Genomic DNA, 24,125 nt, shown 5'->3' on the forward strand with positions numbered 1-24,125 from the left:
GAAGCACACAGGTTTACAGCCGTCGCGCGCAGACCCTAGAGTGTGCTCAGCATCAGAGGGTGGGTTCACCCGGAACGAGGGGTGAGCGATGGCCGAGCTGCCGGACGTGCGGTTCCTGACGGTCGCAGAGGTCGCCGAACTCATGCGCGTGTCGAAGATGACGGTCTACCGTCTCGTGCACGCCGGAGAGCTTCCCGCGGTGCGCTTCGGGCGCAGCTATCGGGTGCCCGAGTCGGCCGTCGCCGAAGCCGTGCAACGACCGGCGTCCGACGTCGGCTAGACTGATCCGAGGCTTTTTTCAACGCCTGCTGTTCCCGGGGGCCGACATCGGCACCCAGACCCCGACTTAGTGAGGTTTTCCGTGGGTTCTGTCATCAAGAAGCGCCGTAAGCGCATGGCGAAGAAGAAGCACCGCAAGCTGCTTCGCAAGACTCGTCACCAGCGCCGCAACAAGAAGTAAGCGGCCACCACACCGAGCGCCTGTCCGTTGCGACGGGCGCTTCGTGTATCCACCCCCGCCTTCCTCGGAGGAGAGCATGCAGTCCATCTCGGTCCACGATCTGCACGCGGGACGCCAGCGTCCCCTCATCGACGTGCGCGAGGAGCACGAGTTCGCCGCGGGTCACGTGCCCGGTGCGGTGAACCTGCCGATGTCGACCCTCGGCGAGCACCTCGACGACCTGCCCGCCGAACCCTTCGACGTCATCTGCCAGGTGGGCGGCCGTTCGGCGCGCGTCGTCGAGGCGCTCACCGCGCGCGGTCACGACGCGACGAACGTCGACGGCGGCACCGGGGAATGGATCGCCGCGGGGTACGACGTCGAGTCCTGAGCCCGCCCGCGCCTCCTAGGATGGAGGGGTGACGACCCTCACGCTGATCGGGAAGCCCGCGTGCCATCTATGCGAGGTGGCGGAGCAGATCGTCGAGACGGTCGTCGCGGAGCTCCCCGCAGACGTCGCCGGACGTGTCGAGATCGAGCAGGCCTCGATCGCCGACGACGCCGATCTGTACGCCACATGGTGGGAGAAGATCCCGGTCGTCCTCATCGACGGCGAACTCCACGCGCACTGGCGGGTCTCCGCCGATCGACTGCGTTCCGCGCTTCTCGCGGCCGACACCGAAGGAGCCTCTTCGTGAGCATCCGCCACATCGTCCTGTGGAAGCTGGCCGCGGACGACGCCGACACTCGCGCCCTGCACGCCGAGCAGATCGCCGAGCGCCTGCTCGCCCTCGCCCCCGTGATCGACGAGATCCAGCACATCGAGGTGGGGCGCAACGTCGTGAACCCGCAGTCGAACTGGGACGTCGCTCTGGTCAGCGAGTTCGCCGACGTCGACGCGCTCGAGCGCTATCAGGTGCACCCCGCTCACCAGGACGTCGCGGCGTTCGTCCGCTCCGTCGTGGCGGAGCGCTCTTCGGTCGACTACCCGTTCTGAGCGGTGGCGGGGCGCCCGCGGACTTTCGTGCGGACCGTTTCTGATAATGGTTCTCAATATCGATAGGATCTCGATCGGTTCACCCGAACCCCCGATCGAGAAAGCCATCCATGCCCCCACGCCTTCGTCGTCGACAGACGACTTCCCTGGCCGCCCTGGTGATTGCCGCGGCGACCCTCTCCACCGCCTGCAGCGCCCCGCCCGCAGCGTCGGCCGGTCCCACCGATGGGCGACGCGTCCTCGCCGCCACCGCTCCCGGATGGGCATCCGCCGCCCCCGAGGTCGCCCTGGATGCACGCCTGTCGGCCACCGTCCTCCTCGCCGACTCGGCCACCCCCGCGGAGGTGAGCGCGGCGCGCTCGTGGCTTCAGGCCGTGGGGATCGATGTCGTCCGCGACCGGGAGAGCATCCGCGCGCTCTCGGTGACCGGGTCGGCGTCGGCGTTCGCGTCCGCGTTCGACACCGCGTTCGGTCAGACGAGCGTGGACGGGCGCGCCGCCGTCGCTCCCACCCGCGATCTGTCCGTCCCCCGCGAGGGAAGCGCCATCGAGTCCGTCGCCGGACTCGTCGACACCGATGCCATGAGCCCCAGTGCGGATCCCGCGCCCGCGCGGAGCGACGACTGTGCCACCTATTGGAGTCAGACGCTCTCGTCGTCGTGGCCCTCGTCGGTCCAGGTCGAGCATCGCTCCAACGCGCTGTGCGGGTACGGGCCTACGCAGCTCCGGGCCGTTCACCAGCTTCCGGCCGACGCGCGCGGCGCGGGTGCGACGGTGGCGATCGTCGGAGTCTTCGACGACGACACGGTCGCCGCCAACACCGACACGTATTTCGCACGGGAAGGCCTATCGACACTGCGCGCCGGCCAGTACACCCACTATGCGCCCTCGAATCCGGACGTCACCCGGTGCGGGGGCCCGTCGGCATGGACCGTCGAGCAGCACCTCGATGTGCAGGCGGTGCGCGCGATGGCGCCGGACGCCGACATCGTCTACTGGGGTGCCGATGACTGCCTCGCGGCGACGCTCTATCTGCGTGTTCTCGACGCGGTCGAAGCTCCTACCACCCCGAGTGTGGTGTCGCTGTCGTTCGGTGGCCCGGAGGAGCTCGACACCGATGCCGACCGCACTCTCCTGAACCGCGTCCTCGTCGAAGCCGCGTCTCGGGGCGTGTCGGTGTTCGCCTCGAGCGGCAACGACGGTGATTACTCCCTCGCCGGCGACCACCACGACGAAACCGACGTGGCGACACCGGCCTCGAGCCCGTACGTCACCGCGGTGGGCGGAGCCAGCATCGGCCTCGACGCCGACAACGGCATCGCCGTCGAGTCCGGATGGGAGGTGCAGACCCGCTTCGCGCAGAACGGGGGCATCATCCCGCCGGGCTTCCTCTACGGGGCCGGGGGCGGAGAGTCGGCCTTCTACCCGCGTCCGAGCTGGCAGAGCGACCGCATCGCCCACTCCGGGTCGGGGCGTCTCGTCCCCGACGTCGCGTCACTGGCCGACCCCAACACGGGCTTCACCGTGGCCGTTCCCCGCGACGGGGCGGTGTCGTACGAAGCCCACGGGGGGACGAGCCTGGCCACGCCGATGGTCGCGAGCATGGTGGCCATCGCCAAGGCGCGCACGGGGGTGAAAGTCGGCCTAGCCGCGCCCTTCCTCTACCGGCTGTCCGGGTCGAGCGCGATCCGTGACATCGTGCCCGCGTCCGCCGGTACGTGGTACCGCCGCGACAAGGGAACCGGTCAGCTCTGGCTCGAGACCCTCTACCTCTGGGATACGCGTCCGCAGTCCCTTCAATCGGCCACCGGGTGGGACCCGGTGACCGGCGTCGGCATCCCGAACGGCGCAGACTTCCTCGACCGATTCGGAGCAGACCAGTGATCTCGCGTCCTCTTACCCGATTCGTCGGCCTTCTCGCCGGCGCGGTGGTGACAGCCGCCGTCGTCGCCGGGGTCGTCCCCGCGAACGCCGCGGTGACGATTCCCTCGACCTCGGCCTCCGGCATCCAGATGCTCGATGCCGACGGCGGCACGCTCCAGCAGCCCGCCCCCCTGAGCGAATGGACGAGGGGAGCCACGGTCGAGGACTCCCTCGCGCAGACCGGCGATGTGCTCAAGCTCAACACCACCCGTTCGACGGGTCTGACGTCCCGAGCAGCCTCCGACGGCGCGCAGGCGACGATCGAGAGCGGACTGTTCCAGCTGCGTGATCGCGTCCCGATCGCCTTCACCGGGCTCCGCGCCAGCTGCGGGACGGATGGCAGCACCTCGGTGACGTTCGACACCCTGACCGTCGACGGCAAGAACGTCTTGAACACGGCGAAGCTCTCGGCGGGGTACACCGTCGCCCTGCCCCCCTCCGACACGTGGGGCTCGACGCGACTGATCGTGGGGGAGCGCGCCGTCGACCGCGGTCGGGCCCAGGTGACGGCGCTGCGGATCGAGGCCGAAGCGGGCTGGTCCGAGATCTGGCGTATACGTCTCGGCGTCGTCGCCTGCGCTCCGACCGCTTCGGCGTCGCCCGCCCTGGTCTCGGGCGTCACCGTCACGTCGCCGAGCGGAGCTGCCCTCATCCCGGGAGCCCCGCACCTGGATGCCGAGGGGTCGGTCTCCGCGCAGACGGTGAGCGGAACCGCTCCGGCGTCGACGGCCTCGGACGTGACCGTCGCGCATGCGGCGGACGGATCAAGCGCGGTCTCGGTGGGAGCGTTCCGTCAGGTGCCGGACACCTCTTCGGTCGGCGAGTACATGTGGTCGGCCCTGCGCGTCTACGGCCTGCGTCTCACGGTGGACGCCGACGGCTCATCACGCGTGACCTTCGCCGACACCGGATCCGCGGTCTTCGTCAACGGCATCTGGATCAACACGGGAACCGACCTCTACACGGGCGTGGATGCCATGGGCACACCACGCGTGCGCGTCCACCTGAACGAGCGCGTCGCGCAGAGCGACGGCAGCGTGCTGATCACCGCGCTGCGTTACGAAGACCTCACCGGCGTCTACCCCGCGGTCAGCCTCGGGGTCGTGCGGTGGTCTGCCTCGGCGGGTGGATCCACACCGACGCCCGAGCCGACGACGACCACCGCGCCGCCGCTACCCGCGCGATACGCCTTCGCGGTCGACGCCACGGGTCCCTCGGCGATCGCCCCGGCTTTCGTCGCGGCGCCCGGGGAGACGAAGATCGCGCACGTCGCATCCGGCGGCGCCGGCGGACAGGCGGTGACCGACGGGTACGCCGGGCAGATCTCCGTCCGCGGCATCGAGACCGTCAGCTCCGATACGGCGGCCTCGGTCGGGGTGGACGACCTCGTCCTCTATCCCGGAACCGCCGTGGAGGTGTCGCTGCGGAACGTGCGCCTCGAGGTCACATCGGCCGGGACGACGCTGACCACCGGGGGTGGAACAGTGGCCGGGCAGGCGGTTCCGGCGGGGGCGGTGGCGGCCGGAACCCGCTTCGCCGTCGCGGGGCGCACGGCGGTGATCACGCTGAACACGCAAGCGGTCGACGGGCAGGCGCAGACCGCCGTCGCTCTCGAGGTCGATGACCGTCGCGGTCTCGGCGCGTTCGTGCGGGTCGGCGTCGTCACGGCCGACGCTCCGCGCCAGTCGCCCGACGCGGGGGGCGGGACGTCGCCCGCCCCGCAGCCACAGCCCTCGGGGGGCTCGTCTTCGGAGCAGCTCTCGCCCGGTCCGATCGGCATGAACGACGTGCGTGTCGCCGTCGGGGGCACCGCATCGACGTCTGGTCCTCTGGCGAGAACCGGCGCGGATGTGTCGGCTCTCCCCGGACTGATGGGCGCGGGACTGTTCGCGGCGGTCGGCGGCGCCGTCCTGATCGTCTTCACCCGACGCCGTCGCACGCGGCGCGAGTGAAGGGAGGGGGCTCCGGGTGCGTCCCGGAGCCCCTGCCCGCTCAGCCGATCGGGCGAACCGTGGCCGGCACGATTGCGAGAGCGAGTCGCACGGGTTCACGGTCGCCGAGACGCCGCTCGGGCGCGTGCTCGACGACGACGCGACTGCCGTCGCTCGTGAGCACCGTCGAGCGGCGGACGCTGCCGAGGAAGGTCGATTCCTCGACCACGCCGTCGACCCCGGGGGAGTCGGGGCCGACGAGCAGGACGTTCTCGGGGCGCACGACGACCTCGCAGTGCCCGTCGTGCGCGGACTCCGCGAGCGGGAGTTCCTGACCCCACACCTCGACGGTGAGACCCTCGACGATTCCCGGAACGGCGCTGACCGGCCCGAGGACCTCGGCGACCGCCGCGTCCGACAGACGCGCATAGACCTCGTCCGGGCAACCCGCGGCGACGATGCGGCCGGCATCCATGATCACCAGTTCGTCGGCGACCGCCGCCGCTTCGGCGGTGTCCCGCGTCGCCCAGAGGGTGGTGACACCGCGATCGCGCAGCTCGCGCACCAGGCGGTCGCGCGTCTCGGCGCGGGCGGTGGTGTGCAGGGCGGCCAGGGCGTCATCGAGCACGATCGCGCGGGGCCGCGAGGCGAGGGCGCGGGCGATCGCCCAGCGCTGACGGTCGCCGTGCGACAGGCGGTGCACGCTCTTGTCGGCGCCGGAGAGCCCTACCAGGGCGCACAGCCGATCGGCCTCCGCCTCGGCATGCGCGGATCCCGCCAGGCGGGCGGCCGCGACGATCCCGGTCCTCGCGCGACCGAAGCGGGCGACGGGGGCGCGATCGCGCACCTCGAGGACGCGGGGCGCGGCGGCGCCGAGCCGCCCCTCGATCTCGACCGTGCCCGTGTCGGGACGCTCCGCACCGCTGACCAGGCGGAGCAGCGTCGAGGCGCCGCATCCCGAGGGGCCGACGAAGGCCACGATGCGGCCCGGCGCGATCTCGAGGTCGATGTCGCGGAGGATCGGCGTTCCCGCCCGATCGCGGCCGACGCCACGCAGCGACACCGACCAGCCGACGGATCGTGCTGCGTCCGGAGACGACGGATCCACGGGTGAGACGGCGACCATGCCGCTCACGATAGATTCCGCCGATGACATGCGAACGCCCGGGGAGTGAACCCCGGGCGTCGCTCGTCGGAACCTTTTACGGCGCGAGACGCGTCGGTCCGCGGAAGAGGTAGGTGACCTCGCGGATCGACGACTCGCCCAGCAGCAGCATGAGCACGCGCGCCAGGCCCATGCCGAATCCGCCATGTGGGGGAGCGCCGAAGCGGAAGAAGTCGAGGTAGAAGTCCAGGTGCTCGGGGTCGAGCCCCTTCTCCTTGGCCTGTTCGATCAAGACGTCGACGCGGTGCTCGCGCTGTGCTCCCGTGGTGATCTCGACACCGTTGAACAGCAGGTCGTACGACTTGGTGAGCCCGGTCTCCTCGTCGCGCATGTGATAGAAAGCGCGGATCTCCGGGTGGTAGTCGGTGATGAAGACGAACTGGTGGCCGAAGGTCTCGGCGACGTGCGCGGCGATCTGGCGCTCGCCCTCGGGGTCGAGGTCGCCGTCGGTGCGGGGGATGTCGTAGCCGCGCGCGGCGACGATCTCGCGCGCCTCGGCGAGCGGGATGCGCGGGAACGGCAGGGCCGGCACCTGCACCTCGATGCCGAACAGCTCCTGGATCTCGGCGCCGTGCTTGTCGGCCACCGCCTGGAACGCCGAGTGCAGCAGCTCCTCCTGCATGCGGGCGACGTCTTCGTGCGAGTCGATCCAGCTGATCTCGGCGTCGATCGAGGTGAACTCGGTGGCGTGACGGCTCGTGAAGGAGGGGTCGGCGCGGAACGCGGGCGCGATCTCGAAGATCTTGCCGAAGCCGGCGACCTGGGCCATCTGCTTGAAGAACTGCGGGCTCTGGGCGAGGTAGGCGGTCTTGTCTTCGAAGTAGGGCACCTCGAACAGCTCGGCGTTGCTCTCGGAGGGGGATGCCATGAGCTTGGGGGAGTGCACCTCGATGTAGTCGCGCTCGATCCAGTACGTGCGCATCGCGTGCTCGAGGGTGGTCTGCACGCGGAAGATGAGGTTGTTGCGACGCTGACGCAGGTCGAGAAAACGCCAGTCCATGCGCTTGTCAGGGCTGCTGTCGGCGGCGATCGGCGTCTCGGGGTTGGCGGCGGCCGCGATGACCAGCTCGCCGACCTTGATCTCGACGCCACCGAGCTTCACACGTTCGTCGTGCTTGAGCTCGCCGCGCACGGTGAGGAACGTGCCGGTCGCCAGGGCGCCGATCGTCTCGGTGAGCGCGAGGGCAGCGGCATCCTGTTCGACCTCGTCGGACGGACGCGTCGCCGGGTTCACCAGCTGCACCGCCCCCGTCTCGTCGCGCAGGACGACGAACTGCACCTTCTTCTGGTCGCGCACGGTTTCGACCCATCCCGACACCTCGACGGGGCCGGCGGGGAGGGATTTCAGCTGGTTGACCAGGACGCGTTCGCTCACGATCGTCCAGTCTACGTGCGCCGTCGCCGCGCCCGTGGGCGCCACCTAGCATGGGGGCGTGACCTATTCGCTGCCGCCGGAGTCCTTCCGGACCCTGCGGCCCGAACCGGCGGCCCGGCAGGGACGGACGTGGGACACGGTCCTCACCGTCGTGCTGCTCGTGCTCCTGCCGCTGCTCGCGGTGGCCGCGACCTACGCCGGGGCGCTGCTGACCCTGGCCACCGACGCCTGCGTCAGCACGACGTGCGACCCGGGGCTCATGAACACCGGGTTCTGGATGGCGGTCATCGCGCCGTGGGCGATCCTGCTGCTCGCGGTGGTCGTGGCCGTCGTGCGGCTCGTGCGCCGCCGCCTCGCCTTCTGGGTGCCGCTGGCGGCGACCGCGGCGATGGTCGTCTTCTGGTTCATCGCCGCCGCCCTGGTGGGCGCCGGGGTCTCGGCATCCTGATCCGCTCCGGGGCAACCCCCAGGAACCGGCCGTGACCGGGCTCTAGCCTGGGGGCGGGCGTCCGGCCGGGCGGCCGATCACCGAGCGCGAAGGCACCCGATGACCGACACGACCCTCTCCCTCCCCCCGCTGCAGCAGGGCGCCTCCTCCGGGGAGGACCAGTCCTGGCTGACGGCCCTGGCCGACTGGACCGTCTCGCTCATGGAGGTCATCGGTCCGGTGGGCGCCGGCGTCGCCATCGCGCTGGAGAACCTCTTCCCGCCCCTGCCGAGCGAGGTCGTGCTGCCGATGGCGGGCCTCACCGCCAGCCGCGGCTCGTTCACGCTGTTCGAGGCGCTGCTGTGGACGACCGTCGGCTCCGTCGTCGGCGCGTTCATGCTCTACGGCCTCGGCCGCTGGCTCGGGGCGGCGCGACTGCGCTCCTTCGCCGCGAAGATGCCGCTGCTGCACCCCGAGGACGTCGACCGGACGGTGGCGTGGTTCGAGCGGCACGGCGGCAAGGCCGTGTTCTTCGGCCGCATGATCCCGATCTTCCGCAGCCTCATCTCGATCCCCGCGGGGGTGTCGAAGATGCCGCTGTGGCGCTTCGGCCTCCTCACCGGTGCGGGCAGCCTCATCTGGAACACCATCTTCGTGCTGTCGGGCTACCTGCTCGGCGAGAACTGGCACATCGTCGAGGAGTACGCCTCGATCCTGCAGTACGTCGTCATCGCCGCCGTCGCGATCGGCGTGGCGTGGTTCCTGTACTCCCGGGTGCGGTCCCTGCTGGCGGCGCGCAAAGACGCCTGAACGGCGGTTGTCTCCACGTCGAAGCAACCGGCTGCCGGACTCAGTCAGACCACAGACCCCGCCCGTAGACTGGGCTCGTGCCCGCCGATCGCCTCCATCTCGTGCGCCACGGAGAGGTCCACAACCCCCGTCGCGTGCTCTACGGTCGGCTCCCCGGATTCGGCCTGAGCGTCGACGGGCGACGCATGGCCCGTCAGGCCGCCGAGTACGTGCGGGGTCTCGAGCGTCCGGTCGGCGCCCTCGTGGTCTCGCCCCTGCAGCGCACCCGCGAGTCGGCCGAGCCCTTCGTCGAGCTGTTCGGCGTCGACCCGTTCGTCGACGACCGGGTGATCGAGCCCACGAACGTGTTCGAGGGGCGCCGCATGAAGCAGGCCCTGGCCAATCCGCTGAACTGGCGCCACCTCAGCCGCCCGGCCGTTCCCAGCTGGGGCGAGCCGTACGAGCGGATCGTGGCTCGGATGACGGATGCCATGAACGACGCGTGGGAGCGCGTGTCCTCCGGCGACGTGGTCGTCGTCTCGCACCAGCTCCCCATCTGGGTGACCCACCTCGCCCTGTCCCACCAGCCCACCCGCCACGACCCGCGCCGGCGACGCTGCGCGCTGTCGAGCGTGACGAGCTTCGAGCGGCGAGACGGCGCCGACGGCACGGCGCGCTTCGTGGAGGTGGCGTACGCCGAGCCGGCGAGCACCGCCGGAGCCGTCGATGTAGGAGCCGTCTGATGCGCCGAATCCTCACCGCCGCGGGGTCGCTCCTCGCCGCGGCGACCCTGATCGCCGGGCTGTCCGCCTGCACCGCCGACCCCCTCGCCGACCAGTACCGGGCCGGCGACAACAAGGGCTACATCGCCGCGAACGGCTTCCAGACGCAGGAGATCGCGCCCGAGAACCGCACGGAACCCGTGGAGTTCGCCGGGACCCTCGACAACGGCTCCGCGGTGTCGAGCGACGACTTCGACGGCAAGGTCCTCGTGGTCAACTTCTGGTACGCCACGTGCGGGCCGTGCATCATCGAGGCCCCGCGCCTGGAGCAGGCCTACCAGACGTTCGAGGGTCAGGACGTGGCCTTTCTCGGCATCAACACCTACGACCAGCCGGCCACGGCCCTGTCCTTCGCGCGCGACCACGGGGTGTCCTACTCCAGCGCGATGGCCGTGAACGACGCCGAGCTGAAGCTCGCCTTCACCGGCGCGACGCCCCTCAACGCCACGCCCACGACCCTCGTGCTCGACAAGCAGGGCCGCGTCGCCGCCCGCATCGTCGGCGAACTGCCCGAGGCCTCCATCCTCGAGGCGATCGTGCGCACGCTGGTCGCGGAGAACGCGTGAACCCGGGCGCCCTCGTCTTCGACGGGGCGCTGTGGATCGCCGTCCCCATCGCCCTGGCCGCCGGCCTCATCTCGTTTCTGTCCCCCTGCGTCCTGCCGCTCGTGCCCGGATACCTGGGGTACATCGGCGGTGCCGTCGCCCCGCGCGGGGGCGCGGCATCCGGATCGGGCCGGGGGAGACTGCTCGGCGGGACGCTGCTGTTCATCGCGGGGTTCACCGTTGTGTTCGTCGCTTTCAACGCTTTCAGCGGCACCGTCGGCGCTTTCCTCACCCGCTACGCGGATGTCATCACGCGCATCCTCGGCGTGATCATCATCCTGATGGGGCTCGTCTTCATCGGCCTCTTCGGCATCGCCCAGCGCTCGGTTCGAATGCAGGCGAAGAACAATTTGGGCTTGGTCGGGGCGCCGTTATTGGGTGTTGCCCTCGGCCTCGGCTGGACGCCCTGCGTCGGTCCGACGCTCGCCGCCATCCTCTCGGTGTCCTACAACCTCGGCGATCCGGGTCGGGCCGCGCTCCTGGGCTTGGCCTACTCACTGGGGCTCGGCATCCCGTTCCTGCTCCTGGCGCTCGGTTTCGGCTGGGCGACGCGGTCGGTGGCTTTCGTTCGTCGGCACATCCGGATCGTGAACATCATCGGAGGTCTGCTGCTGGTCGTGCTCGGTCTGGCCATGGTGACCGGCGTCTGGGGCCAGTGGATGTCGACCCTGCAGGGGGTGATGGGCAATGTCCAGCTCCCGCTCTGATCGTCCCGACCGAGGAACCACCGTGACCGACCCGCTGCGCCCCTCCGACCACGCCGACGCGGCGTCCGACGACGTCACGCAGCCGCGACTGGGGGCGCTGGGCTGGCTGCGCTGGGGCTGGCGGCAGCTGACGAGCATGCGCACCGCGCTGGTGCTGCTGCTCCTGCTCGCGATCGCCGCGGTCCCCGGCTCCCTCGTGCCCCAGCGCAGCGCCGACCCCAACGGCGTGACGCAGTACTTCACCGACAACCCCGACCTCGCGCCGGTGCTCGACAAGCTGAGCCTGTTCGACGTCTACAGCTCGCCGTGGTTCTCGGCTATCTACCTGCTGCTGTTCATCTCGCTCATCGGCTGCGTGCTCCCGCGCACCAAGCACCACTGGAAGGCCCTGCGCTCGCAGCCTCCCCGCACCCCCGCCCGCCTGTCGCGGCTCGACGACCACCGCACCCGGACGATCGCGGTCGAGGGCGACCCGGATGCCGCGGCCGAAGCCGCCGTGGAGAGCGCGGCCGCGCAGCTGCGCAAGAGCGGCTACCGCGTCGCCCGCTACGACTCGCGGGGCAGCTTCTCGGTGTCGGCCGAGCGCGGGTACCTGCGCGAGACGGGGAACCTGTTGTTCCACGGGGCGCTCGTGGGCGTGCTCATCGCCGTCGGCGTCGGCGGCGGCTTCACCTACACCGGGCAGCGCGTGCTCGTCGAGGGGCAGGCGTTCAGCAACAGCCTCCTCGACTACTCCTCGTTCAACCCCGGACGCTTCGTCGGGGGAGACACCCTCACGCCCTACTCGATGACCCTCGATCAGTTCGACGTGACCTACGTCCCGCCCGGGCAGCCCGGCTCGGGACAGGCCGGAGACTTCGTCGCGCACGTGACGACCCAGGCGCCCGGCGGCGAACCCCAGGACGGCGAGGTGCGGGTCAACCACCCCCTCGACGTGCAGGGGGACCGGGTCTACCTCCTCGGCAACGGATACGCCCCGACCGTCACGATCCGCGACGCCCAGGGCGAAGAGGTGTTCCACGACTCCGTCGCCTTCCTGCCCCAGGATGCCAACATGACCTCGCTCGGGGTCATCAAGGTCGCCGACGGACTGCCGCAGCAGCTCGGCCTGCTCGGATTCTTCTACCCGACGATGGACGTGCTCGACTCGGGAGCCCTCACCTCGACCTACGGCGCGCTCGAGTACCCGACGCTCACCCTCCGCGTGTACGAGGGCGACCTCGGGATCGACGACGGGACGCCGCGCTCCGTCTACACCCTCGACCCCTCGGGCATGACGCAGATCGCGGGCGGCGACAGCGGCACCCCCGCCATCCAGCTCATGCCGGGTCAGACCGAGGACCTCCCCAACGGTCTCGGCACGATCACCTTCGAAAACGAAGCCCCCGCCGGGGCCACCGGCTACGAGCAGTCCGTGAAGCGCTTCGCCTCGCTCTCGATCCACCGCGACCTCGCGGGACCCTGGGTGTTGGGCTTCGCCATGCTCGCCCTGTTCGGTCTGCTCGCCGCCCTGTTCGTCCCGCGCCGGCGCATGTGGGTCAAGGCGACTCCGCGCGAGGGCGGCGTCGAGATCGAGTACGCCGGCCTCGCCCGCGGTGAGGACCCCACCCTCGCGGTGGCGGTCGACCAGCTCGCCGAGAAGCACGGCGCCACCCTCCCCGCCCAGAGCCACCCCGAGACCGGAAAAGTAGACTGAGACCATGCCCGGAACCGACCCGCTTCTCCTCGACGAGATCTCCCTCCTCCTGGTGTGGACGGCGGTCGCCATCTACGTGCTGGCGTTCATCGCCTACGCCATCGACCTCGCGCGCCGCTCCGACCTCGCGCTGAAGGCCAAGGACGAGGTCGTCGCGCGCGAGCTCGTGACGGCGGGCGGCGGGGGAGTGATCTCCTCCGGCGCGGGGAGCTCGGCATCCACCCCTCCCGCGAAGCCGCGCTACCTGTGGGCCCGCCTCGGCACCGTGCTCACGGCGCTCGGCTTCGTGTTCCATCTCGTCGCCACCGTGCTGCGCGGCGTCGCCGCCGAACGCGTGCCGTGGTCGAACATGTACGAGTTCGCCCTGACCGGTCTGCTGCTGATCATCGCGGTGTACCTCGCCGTGCTGACGCGATTCGACCTGCGGTTCCTCGGGGCTCTCATGACCGGTCTCGCGGTGCTGCTGCTGGGCGGTGCGACGCTGGCGTTCCACGTCGAGGTCGTTCCGCTGGCCGACCCGCTGAAGTCCGTGTGGCTCGTCGTGCATGTGTTCGTCGCGAGCCTGGCGACGGCGCTGTTCGCGCTCGCTTTCGGGTTGTCGGTCGTGCAGCTGATCCAGACGCGTCGAGAGCGCAAGCTCGCCGAGGCCCCCGCGGATGCCGAGACCAAGCGCAGCTTCCTGCGCACGGTGCCGAACGCCGACGCCCTCGAGTCGCTGGCCTATCGCTTCGCGATCGTCGGGTTCATCTTCTGGACCTTCACCCTCATCGCCGGCTCCATCTGGGCGAACGATGCGTGGGGCCGCTTCTGGGGCTTCGACACCAAGGAAGTGTGGACCTTCGTCATCTGGGTGCTCTACGCCGGATACATCCACGCCCGTGCGACGCGCGGCTGGCGCGGCACCCGCTCCGCGTGGCTGTCGATCATCGGCTTCACCGCGGTGCTGTTCAACTTCACCATCGTCAACGTCTTCTTCAAGGGCCTGCACGCCTACAGCGGCCTGACCACCTGACGCGGGTCGCTTCGTCGCTGGGCGTCGCCCCCCTCTTGAGTGTCCAAAACACCCGGAGCATTCGAGGACCGTCCGGGTGTTTTGGACACTCGACAGGGGGGCGACATGGCTCCGACGTCGGGCGACCAAGGTCAGTGCGCGCCGGGCCAGCCCCGGGACAGGAGGGCGCGTCGCGTCGGCGCGACGATGCGGCGCTCAGGTTCGGCGAGGTGGTGGTCGAGGACGCGGATGAGGATCCAGCCCTGGCCCGCGATGGCCGGCCACCGGTCGGCATCCCGTCGGAACTGATCGAGGTCCGCGTGCTGACGTCCGTCGTACTCGACGGCGACACGGTATTCGGGGTAGGCCATATCGAGTCGCGCGAGGAAGTGGCCCGAATCGTCGTGAAGATTCCCGTTGAGCTCGGGCTCCGGGAGACCCGCCCGCACCAGCACGAGACGCACAGCGGATTCCCGAGGGGATTCCGCTCCCGCACGCACGAACGGAACGGCCGCTGCCAGCGCCTTCGCCCCCCGCCGGCGTGGCTGCTGAGCGGCCTCGAGCAGGTCGGCGCGGTCTGCGAGGCCGGCCGTCAAAAGTGCGTCACCCGCCGCGACGAGATGATCCTCGCCGATCGTGCTGGCGAGCTGTGCCCACGTTTCGACGGGGTTCGCGACAGGCAGGCCGTGGCGCAGCGTCAAGCGGTCGAGGGCGACATCGATCCGGTGTCCGATGATGCCCCGGGTCCGCGGCTCGCGGCCAGGCGGGATGGCCGACACGTGCAGTCCTTCCGGCAGCGGGCCGGGCAGCGGTAAGCCCCACAACAGCGCGGCTGTCTGATGGCTGAAGAACTGCGCGCCGATGAGCCTGGGCTCGTACGCCCGGCAGCGATCAAGGGTGGTGAGGAGAGGAACTGAGGTACGCGTTCCATGGAACGGCGCTCCGAGGTCGGTTGCTGTCAGTCGATCGCGGGGCACGCCGAGCCGCTTCGCCTCGCGCACGGTGAAAGATGTTCCGAGTTCTTCGGGGAGCTGTCGGCGTTTCACGCCCCCACTTCAGCGCGTCGCGAGGTGAGCGCGCGCACGCGGAGGAGCCGATTGTGGACAGTCGCGGGGGAACGGGGACCGGGGAGGAGCCGCTTCGCGCATCGCCCGCGCTCGCAGCGAGTCTCGAGTGTCCAGAACACCCGGAGAGTTTTCGGATCCGTCCGGGTGTTCTGGACACTCAAGATGAAATCGCGCAGCGCGCGGGGTGCGCGGGGCGCGTGGAGCGCGCGGCGCGCGCGGGCTACACCGCGACCCGCGCGGCGGCGCGCGCCGACACCGTGCGGCGGCGCACCACGACCAGCGTTGTCACGATCAGCGACAGTGCCGCCCAGACCACGAGCCCGGCGGCGCCCGCTCCCACCCCGCCGGCGGTTGACAGGGCGCTGAGCATCGCGCCGTACGCGGGGGCGGTGGGCAGCAGCGACGCGAGGGCGGCGAGCACCGGCGGCACCGTCGAGACGATGCTCGTCGCGAGGGCGAGCGCTCCGATGATCGCGGCGACCCAGCGTCCCGCGCCGCCGAACAGGGCGACGAGCGCCTGGTTCACCGCCGCGAAGGCCACGCCGGCGAGCAGGCAGATCATCGCGAAGACGGCCCAGTCGCCCCACGCGTAGTCGGATGCCACCTGCACGACGCCCGCGACCAGCAGACCCTGTACGGCCCCCACGATGGCCGCGGGGGCGAAGCCCCGCAGGGCGACGAGCCCCGAGGTGCGGCGGCTCGTGAGCGCTCGCGCGGAGACGGCCTGGAACACCACGAACGACGCGAGACCGCCGAACCACAGCACGGCCATGGCGAGCAGCGGCACCGCCGCACCGCCGAAGAGCGAGTCGCTGCCGCCGGTCGCCGACACGGGGTCGGCGACGACGTCGGCGAGCGTGGTGGCCTGCGCATCGGTGTAGGTGGGCAGCTGTGCGACCGCGGTGTCGAGGCCGTCGGCGAGAGACGTGGTGCCGGTGGCGACCTGACCGACGCCCTCGGCGAGCTGCGCGGCTCCGTCCTCGGCGCCCGAGGCGCCGGATGCCAGCTGCCCGGCGCCCGAGGAGAGGGCGGCGGCGCCCGTGCCGAACTGGCGCGCCCCGTCGGCGAGCTGGGCGGCTCCGCCGGCGACGCCGTCGATGCCCCCGGCGATGGTCTGCAGACCCGACGACGCGTCGCGCGCCCCGTCAGCGATCCCCGCGGCCCCGTCGCCGAGCTGCTGGTTCACGGCGGCGATCTGACGCACCCCGGCGGGAAGCTGCGCGGCCTGCCCGGCGAGGTCGCCGATCTTCGTCACCGTTTGCGTGGCCTCGGGCAGCGCCGCGTTCGCCTCGGCCGAGGCGGTGCGCAGCGCTTGGCATTGTTCGGGGGTGCCGGTGCATTCATCGGCGGCCTTCTGCAGGGCCGCCGCGGCGTCGATCAGGGCCTGGTTGACCCGGGGCGCCGCGTTCGAGAGGGCGGTGGCGTCTTCGGCGAAGCTCGGCGGGATCTGATCGGCCAGGGCGTTGATCTGCGTCGCGAGCGCCCGGTTGCCCTCGGCGATGCCGTCGGCGCCGGTGGCGAGCTTGCCCACCCCGGCGGCGGCTTCGCGAGTGCCGTTCGCGAGGGCTCCCGCGCCCGTGGAGAGCTGCGTGGCGCCGTCGGCGAGCGGAGCGGCCCCGGCGGCGAGTTGCGAGGCGCCGTCGGCGAGCCCGGTCGCACCGTTCGAGAGCTGCCCGAGGCCGTCGCGCAGGCTCCCCGCACCGGTGGCCGCCTGCGAGGCGCCGTCGGCGAGTTGGTGGGCTCCGCTCGCGGCTGTGCCGAGCTGGTCGCCCAGGGTCGTGAAGCCCAGGAAGACGTTCTTCAGGTACTGCGACGACAGGGTGCTGCCGTACACCTGCGAGGCGGTGGACGCGAGGGCCCCGGTGATCGCGCCGTCGACCACGCGCGCGTTCGGCGCCGTCTGCACGTCGATCGTGGCCTTCTCGGGCGTCTCGCCCGGTCGGGTGGAGAGCGAGGCGGCCGTGAAGTTGTCGGGGATCGTCACGACGGCGGTGTAGGTGCCGTCCTTCAGCCCCGCCGCGGCGTCCTCGTCGTTCGAGATGACCCAGTCGATGTTGCTCGGCTGGTCGTCGGCTCCCTTGACGAGGCCGCCGGTGAGCTGGCGACCGAGGGGGACGAGCTGTCCGTCGAGCTCGACGGCCTTGTCGTCGTTGACGATCGCGGCGGTGATGTTCTCGAGGCGGTCGGTGGGCTTGTAGAGCGCGCCGACGAGGATGCCGCCGATCACGGCGGGCAGCAGCAGCACGCCGATGAGCGTGAGCCAGGTGACGGGACGGCGCGAACGGGAGCGCTCGACGGGGAGAGTCATGCGAACACCTCGGAGAGATCGGCGAAGCTTTCGGGTTCGGGGCGGTGACGCCTCGGTGTGGGGAGGGCAAGGGATGCCACGTCGGGACGCTGCGCCTCGGCGAGCATCGCGAGCGCGCGGCGTTCGTCGCGGGCCGACACGACGAGGGTGAACGGGGACGATTCCTCGCCGCTGCGTTCACGGGCCTCGGTCGCTGCTCGCCGCAGGACCTGGGCCACCTCGTCGCGGGCGTCGTCGTCGAGTCGGTCGACGTCGGACACCAGTACCAAACGGGTTCCGCGCGACACCGCCTGCGCCACGTCGGCGGCGGCCTCGGCGGGGTCGTCGATCAGCGCGATCCCCACACGGGAGCGGACGGCCCCCGCGCGCTCGGGAACGAGCAGGCCGTCGACGCGCAGGCGCCCGTCGATGGTCGACAGTCGGCCCGACAGGGCCAGCAGCAGCGTCCGCGTGGTGCGCGTCTCACCGGTGACGAGGAGCGTTCCGCCGTATCCCAGCCGCAGCGACACGTCCGCGAACACCGGCTCCTCGGCATCCGGGGCTCCGGCGGCGCGAAGCTCGTCGGCGGCGATCGCCATCGCGGGTTCGGCGGGCCAATCGGCGAGGTGCACCTCGCGCTCCACCGCCTCGCCCTCGACGTCGAGCTTGGGCAGGATCCGGTCGAGCCAGCGCGGCATCCACCACGCCTTCGCGCCGAGCAGCGCGAGGATCGCCGGGACGAGCGTCATGCGCACCAGGAACGCGTCGACCGCGACCCCGACGGCGAGGCCCAGGGCGATCGGCTTGAGGCTCGAGTCGCCCTCGGGCACGAAGGCGACGAACACGGCGAACATGATGACGGCGGCCGCGACGACGACGCGGGCGGATGCCGAGAAGCCGCTGCGGACCGCACCGAGCGCCACCTCGCGCGGCGTGCGCCCCTCGCGGTCGGCGTGCACGTAGTCCTCGCGCATGCGCGAGACGAGGAAGACTTGGTAGTCCATCGCGAGACCGAACAGGACGCCCATCACCACGATCGGCATGAAGCTGATGATCGGACCGACCTTGGCCACGTGCAGGGCGTCGGCGAACCAGCCCCACTCGAACACCGCGGCGACGACGCCGAACGAGGCCGCAACCGACAGCAGATAGCCTCCCGCCGCGGTGAGCGGGACCCAGATCGAGCGGAACACGATCATCAGCAGCACGAGGGAGAGGCCGACGACGAAGAGGCCGAAGGGTAGCAGCGCGGCCCCGAGCTGGTCGGAGATGTCGATCGTCACGGCGGTGTAGCCGGTGACGAGCAGGCGGACCCCGAACTGGTCGTACAGGCGGTCTTCCTGTGCGCGGAGTTCGCGCACGAGGTCCGCAGTACGCGGGTCGTCGGGGGCCGTCTCGGGAACGATCTGCACGATGCCGGTGTCGGCGGTCTCGTTGGGGGTGGCCAGAGCCACCTCCGCGACCCCGGGAACTTTCGCGATCTCGTCGCCGATGCTCGTCATGAGGTTGAGCGGGTCGTTGGAGGTGACGATCGTGCCGGTCATGATGAGCGGCCCGTTCGCCCCGGGACCGAAGTACTCGTCGGTGAGCTCGTAGGCGACGCGCGCCTCGTCGCCCTCCGGAAGCTGTCCGGCGTTGGGGAGGGTGAGGGCCAGCGACGCCGCGGGGATGGCGGTCGTGCCGAGCAGCGCGATCACGGCGACGGTGGTGACGACGGGATGCCGCGTGACCAGGCCGACCCATCGCCGGGCGGGGCCGTTGCGCTGGGCACGGACGGCCGCCGTGGTGGCACGGCGCACACTCTCTGCGGCGGCCTCGGCGTCGGCTTCGGCATCTTCTTCGACGGATGCGCCGCGGCGGCGCTTCTGCCGCCCGTACCCCCAGCCCACCACGCGGTGGCCCGCGAAGCCGAGGAACGCCGGGGTCAGGGTGAGCCCCACGCACACGGCGATCGCCACGGCGACCGAGGCGGCGATGCCCATGGTGGTCAGGAACGGGATGCCGGCGAAGCCGAGGCCGATGAGGGCGATGAGCACCGTGATGCCGGCGAAGACGACAGCGGATCCGGCGGTGCCCACGGCGCGAGCCGTCGACTCCTCGGGGTCCATCCCCGCACGGGTCTGGTCCTGATGCCGCGACACGATGAACAGGGCGTAGTCGATGCCGACCGCCAGGCCCAGCATCACGGCCAGCAGGGGCGTGGTCGAGGACACGGTGGCGAAACCGGTCGCGATGAAGATGAGCCCGATCGAGAGGGCGACTCCCAGGATCGCGGTGGCCAGCGGCATCCCGGCCACGAGGAACGAACGGAACGTGACCATGAGGACGAGGGCGGCGATGAGCACGCCGAGGGCCTCGGTGAGGGAGGCGCCCGGGATCTCGGTGGCGAACAGCTGCCCGCCGAGGACGGCCTGAGACCCGGAGGGGAGCTCGGCGGCGAGGGCGGTGGCCGCTTCGCGCAGCCCGTCCTCGGTGGACTGCGGCACCTCGGTGGATTCGCCCGCGAATTGGATGCGCACGATCGCGGCGCGGTCGTCGTCCGAGATGCCGCCGGAGATGCGCGTGTCGTAGGGATCGGTCACCGCCTCGACGAAGTCGAGAGCGCCGATGTCCTTCCCGGTCTGCTGGATGGCGTCCTGATACGCCTGGTCGCGCACGGTCGCGCCGTCCGCGGCGACGACGACGATCTCGGCGCTGGCCCCGCTCACCTGGGGGAAGGTGCGCTCGAGCATCTCGAGGCCGGCCTGGGATTCGGTGCCGGGGATCGTGAAGGTGTTGTCGGTGCCCTTGGCGAAGAGGGCGACGCCGCCTCCGGCGAGGACGAGGATGAGCAGCCAGGCGCTGAGCACCCGCCACGGGTGGCGGAACGACCAGCGACCCAGGGTGTACAGGAATGTCGACACGGCGGCTCCCACGATCGGTGAACAGGTCGATACATCACCGTATCGGATACAGCAATGTATCCTAGGCGTTGAGGACGGCTCCGAGGCTGGACGTCCACCCAGAACAGGAGACGCGGATGACCGATACCGCCCCCGCGCCGTCGCGCCGCCGCGAGAACACGCGCACACGTCTCATGGACGCCGCCGCCGAGATGTTCGCCGAGGTCGGCATCGACGCCGCCTCCGTCGAGGCGATCTGCGAGCGCGCCGGGTTCACCCGCGGCGCGTTCTACTCGAACTTCGCCTCGAAGGAGGAGCTCTTCCTCGCGCTGTGCGCGCGCTCCGCCGAGACCACCGTGGCAGCGGTCCGTGAGCGCGTCACCTCCATCGAGGACCGCGGACTGGATGCCACGGGCGAGGTGCTGCATCTCGTGCAGGAGGTGCTCGAGGTCACCGGGGACGACCGTCTCGACGTGCTGCTGGGCGCCGAGATCCGCGTGCAGGCGCTGCGCAACCCCGAGTTCGCCGAGGCGTACCTCGCCCTCAACCGCGAGCTCGGCGAGAGCGTCGCCCAGCTCGTCGGCGACATCGCCGAGGCGCGGGGGCTCACGCTGCGGCTCACGGCGGAGGCCGCGACCGACGTCATCCTGTCGGCGTGGGTGTCGACGACCGAGATCGCGCTCATGACGCGTCGCACCGCGAGCGAGTCGCGGGCGCTGCTCGCTCAGCGCCTCGAGCAGCTCGTGCGGCTCATCCTCGAGTGAGCAGCTCGTAGCACCGGTCGAGGCGCGCGAGCCACCAGTCGCGGCGGTCGCCGGCGGCTTCGACGCGGTCTAAGTCGACGCTCCGCGGCCGCGGACGCTCCCGCGACAGCACGCCCTCGCGCGCGACGAGGGGGGATGCCACGACGTCGGCGGTGAACAGCGACGCCGTGCCGAGACCGCAGTCGTAGTCCAGCTGGGGCAGGCTCGCGGCGAGGGCGACGCCCATCGACAGGCCGATCGAGGTGTCCAGCGCGCTGGAGACGACGGCGGGCAGCCCCGCCTCCTCGACGATGGCGCGCGCGGCGTGCACCCCACCCAAGGGCTGCGCCTTGACCACGAGGAGATCGGCGGCGCCGGCCCGGGCCACCCGGAGGGGATCGGCGGCCTTGCGCACGCTCTCGTCGGCGGCGACCGGGATGTCCAGATACGCGATGCGCTCGCGCAGCTGCGCCAGCTCCTCGACCTCGGCGCACGGCTGCTCGACGTACTCGAGATCGAACTCCGCGAGGGCGTGCACCGCCCGTTCGGCCTCGTCGACGTTCCAGGCGCCGTTGGCGTCGATGCGCACGCGACCCTCGGGGCCCAGCGCCTCGCGGACCGCGCGCACCCGCGCGACGTCGTCGGCGAGCGACTGTCCGGCCTCGGCGACCTTGACCTTGACCGTCCGGCATCCGTCGTACCGCAAAAGGATCCGGGGGACCTCGGATGCCGCGACCGCGGGCATCGTGGCGTTCACGCGCACGAGGTCGCGCGCGGCCGCGGGCGGAGCGTTCCACCCGAAATCGATGGCTCCCGCGAGCCACGTCGCGGCCTCGGCGTCGGCGTACTCGACGAACGGCGAGAACTCCGTCCACCCCTGCGGCCCCTCGAACACGAGGGCTTCCCGCGACTCGACCCCGCGGAAGCGGGCGGCCAACGGCAAGGCGACGACACGCGCCGTCGCGAGGATGTCGTCGAGTGGGGGGAGGGGCGTGGGGCTCATGCCCTCATCCTGTCGCTCAGCGGGGTCCACCGCCGCCGAACCCGCCGAGCCAGAACGCCTGGCGCTCGACGGTGTAGGACGACAGGTCTTTCTGCGCATCGAGGGACTGCTGAGCGTTCTCGGCCTGCTCGTGCGTGCGGCGTGGACCGAACAGGTAATCGCGCACTCGCGCGAGCTTCGAGATCTTCTTCGTCATGTCGACTCCGATCGTCTGGCCTTTCCACGGTACGTGGGTCGGCGCGGGGAATCCACCCACCCCGGTGTCGGAGGCCGGGCATAGGCTGACGCCATGCTCTTCGACACCCCCGTGCGTCTCGGCGTGCAGATCCAGCCGCAGCACGTGCAGTACTCCGACATCCGTGACGCCGTCCTCCGCCTGGAGGAGCTGGGCGTCGACGTCCTCTTCAACTGGGACCACTTCTATCCGTTGTACGGCGACCCCGACGGCGAGCACTTCGAGTCGTGGACCATGCTCGCCGCGTGGGCCGAGCAGACCGAGCGCGTCGAGTTCGGTGCGCTCGTCAACTGCAACAGCTACCGCAAGGCCGACCTGCAGGCCGATATGGCCCGCACGGTCGACCACATCAGCAAGAAGGGCGGCGACACGGGTCGCTTCATCTTCGGTACGGGCTCGGGCTGGTTCCAGCGCGACTACGACGAGTACGGCTACGAGTTCGGCACCGCCGGGTCCCGTCTGAACGCGCTCGCCGCCGACCTCGATCGCATCGTCGACCGGTGGGGAAAGCTGAACCCCGCACCCACGCGCAAGATCCCCGTCATGATCGGCGGTAAGGGCGAGCAGAAGACCCTGCGCATCGTCGCCCGTCACGCCGACATCTGGCACAGCTTCGTCACGCCCGACGAGCTGTCGCACAAGTTCGACGTCATCGAGCGCTGGGCCGAGACCGAGGGTCGCGACCTCTCGGGCCTGGTCGTCTCGAACGAGCTGAAAGACCGCGACGAAGACGTCGCCGACGCCCTGTACGCCGCGGGGACGCGCCTGTTCACGCTCGGCTTCGCCGGACCCGACTGGGACTACTCGCTCGTCGAGCGGTGGCTGCGCTGGCGCGACGCCAAGAACGCGTGAGAACGACGGCGCCCCGACGAGATCGGGGCGCCGTCGCCGTTCACGGCTTGAACTGCGCGCCGCCGGACATGCCCGTCCAGTTCTTGGCGGCCTCGCCGTTGTAGTAGGCGGTCTCGCTTTGATGGTTCAGCGAGCGCCGCGCGTCTTCGGACTCATCGTGGGCGGGCGCTCCGAGGAAGTACTCGCGGACGCGACCCCACATCGACACCTTCTTCGCCATGCGGACTCCGATCGTCGGTGCGCTCAGGCTACGGGGGATGCCGGTGCACGTCCATCGTCGAGCGCCGGAACCGTCCCGGCATCCCCGCGTAGGCTGATCGGGTGACCGTCTCCGAGCTCTTCGACCCCGCGGAATGGACCCCGGCACCCGGCGCCGCGGACTACACCGACATCACGGCGCACGTGACGCACGACGGGCGCATCGCGCGCATCGCGTTCGACCGTCCCGAGGTGCGCAACGCCTTCCGTCCGCACACCGTCGATGAGCTGTACCGCGCCCTCGACATCGCGCGCCAGGACCACCACATCGGCGTCGTGCTGCTCACCGGCAACGGTCCCAGCGCGAAGGACGGCGGCTGGGCCTTCTGCTCCGGCGGCGACCAGCGCATCCGCGGTCGCGACGGCTACAAGTACTCCACCGACGAGACCACCGTGCACGACCCGGGCCGGGCCGGACGCCTGCACATCCTCGAGGTGCAGCGTCTCATCCGCTTCATGCCCAAGGTCGTCATCGCGGTCGTCCCCGGGTGGGCCGCGGGCGGGGGTCACTCCCTCAACGTCGTGTGCGACCTGTCGATCGCGAGCGCCGAGCACGGCCGTTTCAAGCAGACGGATGCCGACGTCGGCTCGTTCGACGCGGGGTACGGCTCCGCGTACTTCGCGCGTCAGATCGGGCAGAAGTTCGCGCGCGAGATCTTCTTCCTCGCCGAGGAGTACTCCGCCCAGCGCGCCTACGAGATGGGCGCGGTCAACCGCGTCGTGCCGCATGCCGAGCTCGAGAGCGAGGCGCTGTCGATGGCGCGGACGATCCTGACGAAGTCGCCCACCGCGATCCGCATGCTCAAGTACGCCTTCAACGCCGTGGACGACGGTCTCGTGGGCCAGCAGCTGTTCGCCGGAGAGGCGACCCGCCTCGCCTACGGCACCGACGAGGCCGCGGAGGGCCGCGACTCCTTCCTCGAGAAGCGCGACCCCGACTGGTCCGACGTGCCGTGGCACTACTGATCGGCG

General features: G+C 70.8%; 25 protein-coding genes. 17 read left to right on the plus strand and 8 right to left on the minus strand.

Translation table 11 applies throughout. From position 1 onward, the window contains the following. Window positions 1-88: 88 nt before the first annotated feature. The 7 genes from Q9R20_RS09455 (at window position 89) to Q9R20_RS09485 (ending at window position 5,310) form a co-directional block, all read left to right on the plus strand. On the plus strand, window positions 89-280 hold the full coding sequence (locus Q9R20_RS09455) for a helix-turn-helix domain-containing protein (RefSeq protein WP_230010487.1): 192 nt from the start codon (window positions 89-91) through the stop codon (window positions 278-280). Between the two features lie 81 nt (window positions 281-361). Beyond that, window positions 362-460: a 30S ribosomal protein bS22 gene (locus Q9R20_RS09460; protein ID WP_003792170.1), complete on the plus strand. Its 99-nt coding sequence runs from the start codon at window positions 362-364 to the stop codon at window positions 458-460. A 76-nt stretch (window positions 461-536) separates the two neighbouring features. Beyond that, the gene (locus Q9R20_RS09465) at window positions 537-830 is read left to right on the plus strand and encodes a rhodanese-like domain-containing protein (protein ID WP_295839866.1); all 294 of its coding nucleotides are present in this window, start codon (window positions 537-539) and stop codon (window positions 828-830) included. Window positions 831-858: 28 nt separating this feature from the next. Further along, window positions 859-1,137 carry a glutaredoxin family protein gene (locus Q9R20_RS09470; RefSeq protein ID WP_295839865.1) on the plus strand — a complete coding sequence of 93 codons (279 nt, stop codon included), beginning with the start codon at window positions 859-861 and terminating at the stop codon, window positions 1,135-1,137. Continuing rightward, a complete protein-coding gene (locus Q9R20_RS09475) occupies window positions 1,134-1,436 on the plus strand; it encodes a Dabb family protein (protein WP_311249111.1) in 303 nt (100 codons plus the stop codon). The genes Q9R20_RS09470 and Q9R20_RS09475 overlap by 4 nt, the downstream gene beginning before the upstream one ends. Before the next feature lie 110 nt (window positions 1,437-1,546). Continuing rightward, window positions 1,547-3,319 (plus strand): S53 family peptidase, encoded by a 1,773-nt coding sequence (locus Q9R20_RS09480; RefSeq protein ID WP_311249112.1) that lies wholly within the window; start codon window positions 1,547-1,549, stop codon window positions 3,317-3,319. Beyond that, window positions 3,316-5,310 carry a hypothetical protein gene (locus tag Q9R20_RS09485; RefSeq protein WP_311249113.1) on the plus strand — a complete coding sequence of 665 codons (1,995 nt, stop codon included), beginning with the start codon at window positions 3,316-3,318 and terminating at the stop codon, window positions 5,308-5,310. Before Q9R20_RS09480 ends, Q9R20_RS09485 begins: the two co-directional genes overlap by 4 nt. A gap of 40 nt (window positions 5,311-5,350) precedes the next feature. Here the strand turns inward: Q9R20_RS09485 and Q9R20_RS09490 are convergent, their stop codons facing one another. Then, window positions 5,351-6,415: an ABC transporter ATP-binding protein gene (locus Q9R20_RS09490; protein ID WP_311249114.1), complete on the minus strand. Its 1,065-nt coding sequence runs from the start codon at window positions 6,413-6,415 to the stop codon at window positions 5,351-5,353. Between the two features lie 76 nt (window positions 6,416-6,491). Beyond that, a complete protein-coding gene (gene aspS / locus Q9R20_RS09495) occupies window positions 6,492-7,829 on the minus strand; it encodes an aspartate--tRNA(Asn) ligase (RefSeq protein ID WP_311249115.1) in 1,338 nt (445 codons plus the stop codon). Window positions 7,830-7,887: 58 nt separating this feature from the next. Between aspS and Q9R20_RS09500 the strand changes: the two genes are divergently transcribed. The 7 genes from Q9R20_RS09500 to ccsB all read left to right on the plus strand — a co-directional run bounded on the left by Q9R20_RS09500 (window position 7,888) and on the right by ccsB (window position 13,847). Continuing rightward, window positions 7,888-8,277 (plus strand): DUF6264 family protein, encoded by a 390-nt coding sequence (locus tag Q9R20_RS09500; RefSeq protein WP_311249116.1) that lies wholly within the window; start codon window positions 7,888-7,890, stop codon window positions 8,275-8,277. Window positions 8,278-8,376: 99 nt separating this feature from the next. Beyond that, window positions 8,377-9,066: a DedA family protein gene (locus tag Q9R20_RS09505; RefSeq protein WP_311249117.1), complete on the plus strand. Its 690-nt coding sequence runs from the start codon at window positions 8,377-8,379 to the stop codon at window positions 9,064-9,066. A 77-nt stretch (window positions 9,067-9,143) separates the two neighbouring features. Then, window positions 9,144-9,788, plus strand: coding sequence for a histidine phosphatase family protein (locus Q9R20_RS09510; protein ID WP_311249118.1), 645 nt, complete (start codon window positions 9,144-9,146; stop codon window positions 9,786-9,788). Continuing rightward, window positions 9,788-10,393 carry a TlpA disulfide reductase family protein gene (locus Q9R20_RS09515; RefSeq protein ID WP_311249119.1) on the plus strand — a complete coding sequence of 202 codons (606 nt, stop codon included), beginning with the start codon at window positions 9,788-9,790 and terminating at the stop codon, window positions 10,391-10,393. The genes Q9R20_RS09510 and Q9R20_RS09515 overlap by 1 nt, the downstream gene beginning before the upstream one ends. Then, on the plus strand, window positions 10,390-11,139 hold the full coding sequence (locus Q9R20_RS09520; RefSeq protein ID WP_311249120.1) for a cytochrome c biogenesis protein CcdA: 750 nt from the start codon (window positions 10,390-10,392) through the stop codon (window positions 11,137-11,139). Before Q9R20_RS09515 ends, Q9R20_RS09520 begins: the two co-directional genes overlap by 4 nt. Then, window positions 11,120-12,835, plus strand: coding sequence for a cytochrome c biogenesis protein ResB (locus Q9R20_RS09525; protein WP_311249121.1), 1,716 nt, complete (start codon window positions 11,120-11,122; stop codon window positions 12,833-12,835). The genes Q9R20_RS09520 and Q9R20_RS09525 overlap by 20 nt, the downstream gene beginning before the upstream one ends. A gap of 4 nt (window positions 12,836-12,839) precedes the next feature. Beyond that, on the plus strand, window positions 12,840-13,847 hold the full coding sequence (ccsB, locus tag Q9R20_RS09530) for a c-type cytochrome biogenesis protein CcsB (protein ID WP_311249122.1): 1,008 nt from the start codon (window positions 12,840-12,842) through the stop codon (window positions 13,845-13,847). 131 nt (window positions 13,848-13,978) lie between these two features. Here the strand turns inward: ccsB and Q9R20_RS09535 are convergent, their stop codons facing one another. From Q9R20_RS09535 to Q9R20_RS09545, 3 genes are all read right to left on the minus strand, one after another. After that, on the minus strand, window positions 13,979-14,872 hold the full coding sequence (locus Q9R20_RS09535) for a hypothetical protein (protein ID WP_311249123.1): 894 nt from the start codon (window positions 14,870-14,872) through the stop codon (window positions 13,979-13,981). A 241-nt stretch (window positions 14,873-15,113) separates the two neighbouring features. After that, window positions 15,114-17,201 (minus strand): YhgE/Pip domain-containing protein, encoded by a 2,088-nt coding sequence (locus Q9R20_RS09540; RefSeq protein ID WP_311249124.1) that lies wholly within the window; start codon window positions 17,199-17,201, stop codon window positions 15,114-15,116. Beyond that, complete coding sequence (locus Q9R20_RS09545) at window positions 17,198-20,083, minus strand: MMPL family transporter (RefSeq protein ID WP_311249125.1); 2,886 nt, start codon at window positions 20,081-20,083, stop codon at window positions 17,198-17,200. Before Q9R20_RS09545 ends, Q9R20_RS09540 begins: the two co-directional genes overlap by 4 nt. Window positions 20,084-20,199: 116 nt before the next feature. Here Q9R20_RS09545 and Q9R20_RS09550 point away from each other — a divergent pair, with 116 nt between their 5' ends. Then, the gene (locus Q9R20_RS09550; protein WP_311249126.1) at window positions 20,200-20,826 is read left to right on the plus strand and encodes a helix-turn-helix domain-containing protein; all 627 of its coding nucleotides are present in this window, start codon (window positions 20,200-20,202) and stop codon (window positions 20,824-20,826) included. On the opposite strand, the gene Q9R20_RS09555 is transcribed toward Q9R20_RS09550, so the two are convergent. Together Q9R20_RS09555 and Q9R20_RS09560 are read right to left on the minus strand one after the other, a co-directional pair. Then, complete coding sequence (locus Q9R20_RS09555; protein WP_311249127.1) at window positions 20,813-21,808, minus strand: o-succinylbenzoate synthase; 996 nt, start codon at window positions 21,806-21,808, stop codon at window positions 20,813-20,815. The two genes, Q9R20_RS09550 and Q9R20_RS09555, sit on opposite strands and share 14 nt — an antisense overlap. 16 nt (window positions 21,809-21,824) lie before the next feature. Beyond that, entirely contained in the window at window positions 21,825-22,004 is a 180-nt protein-coding gene (locus Q9R20_RS09560) for a hypothetical protein (RefSeq protein ID WP_311249128.1), read from the minus strand. Window positions 22,005-22,097: 93 nt separating this feature from the next. Between Q9R20_RS09560 and Q9R20_RS09565 the strand changes: the two genes are divergently transcribed. After that, the gene (locus Q9R20_RS09565; RefSeq protein WP_311249129.1) at window positions 22,098-22,895 is read left to right on the plus strand and encodes an LLM class F420-dependent oxidoreductase; all 798 of its coding nucleotides are present in this window, start codon (window positions 22,098-22,100) and stop codon (window positions 22,893-22,895) included. A gap of 40 nt (window positions 22,896-22,935) precedes the next feature. On the opposite strand, the gene Q9R20_RS09570 is transcribed toward Q9R20_RS09565, so the two are convergent. Continuing rightward, a complete protein-coding gene (locus tag Q9R20_RS09570) occupies window positions 22,936-23,115 on the minus strand; it encodes a hypothetical protein (RefSeq protein ID WP_295839849.1) in 180 nt (59 codons plus the stop codon). Window positions 23,116-23,216: 101 nt separating this feature from the next. Between Q9R20_RS09570 and Q9R20_RS09575 the strand changes: the two genes are divergently transcribed. Then, window positions 23,217-24,119 carry a 1,4-dihydroxy-2-naphthoyl-CoA synthase gene (locus Q9R20_RS09575; protein WP_311249130.1) on the plus strand — a complete coding sequence of 301 codons (903 nt, stop codon included), beginning with the start codon at window positions 23,217-23,219 and terminating at the stop codon, window positions 24,117-24,119. Window positions 24,120-24,125: the final 6 nt, after the last annotated feature.

It is taken from the genome of Microbacterium sp. PRF11, assembly GCF_031844085.1.
Taxonomy (GTDB): domain Bacteria; phylum Actinomycetota; class Actinomycetes; order Actinomycetales; family Microbacteriaceae; genus Microbacterium.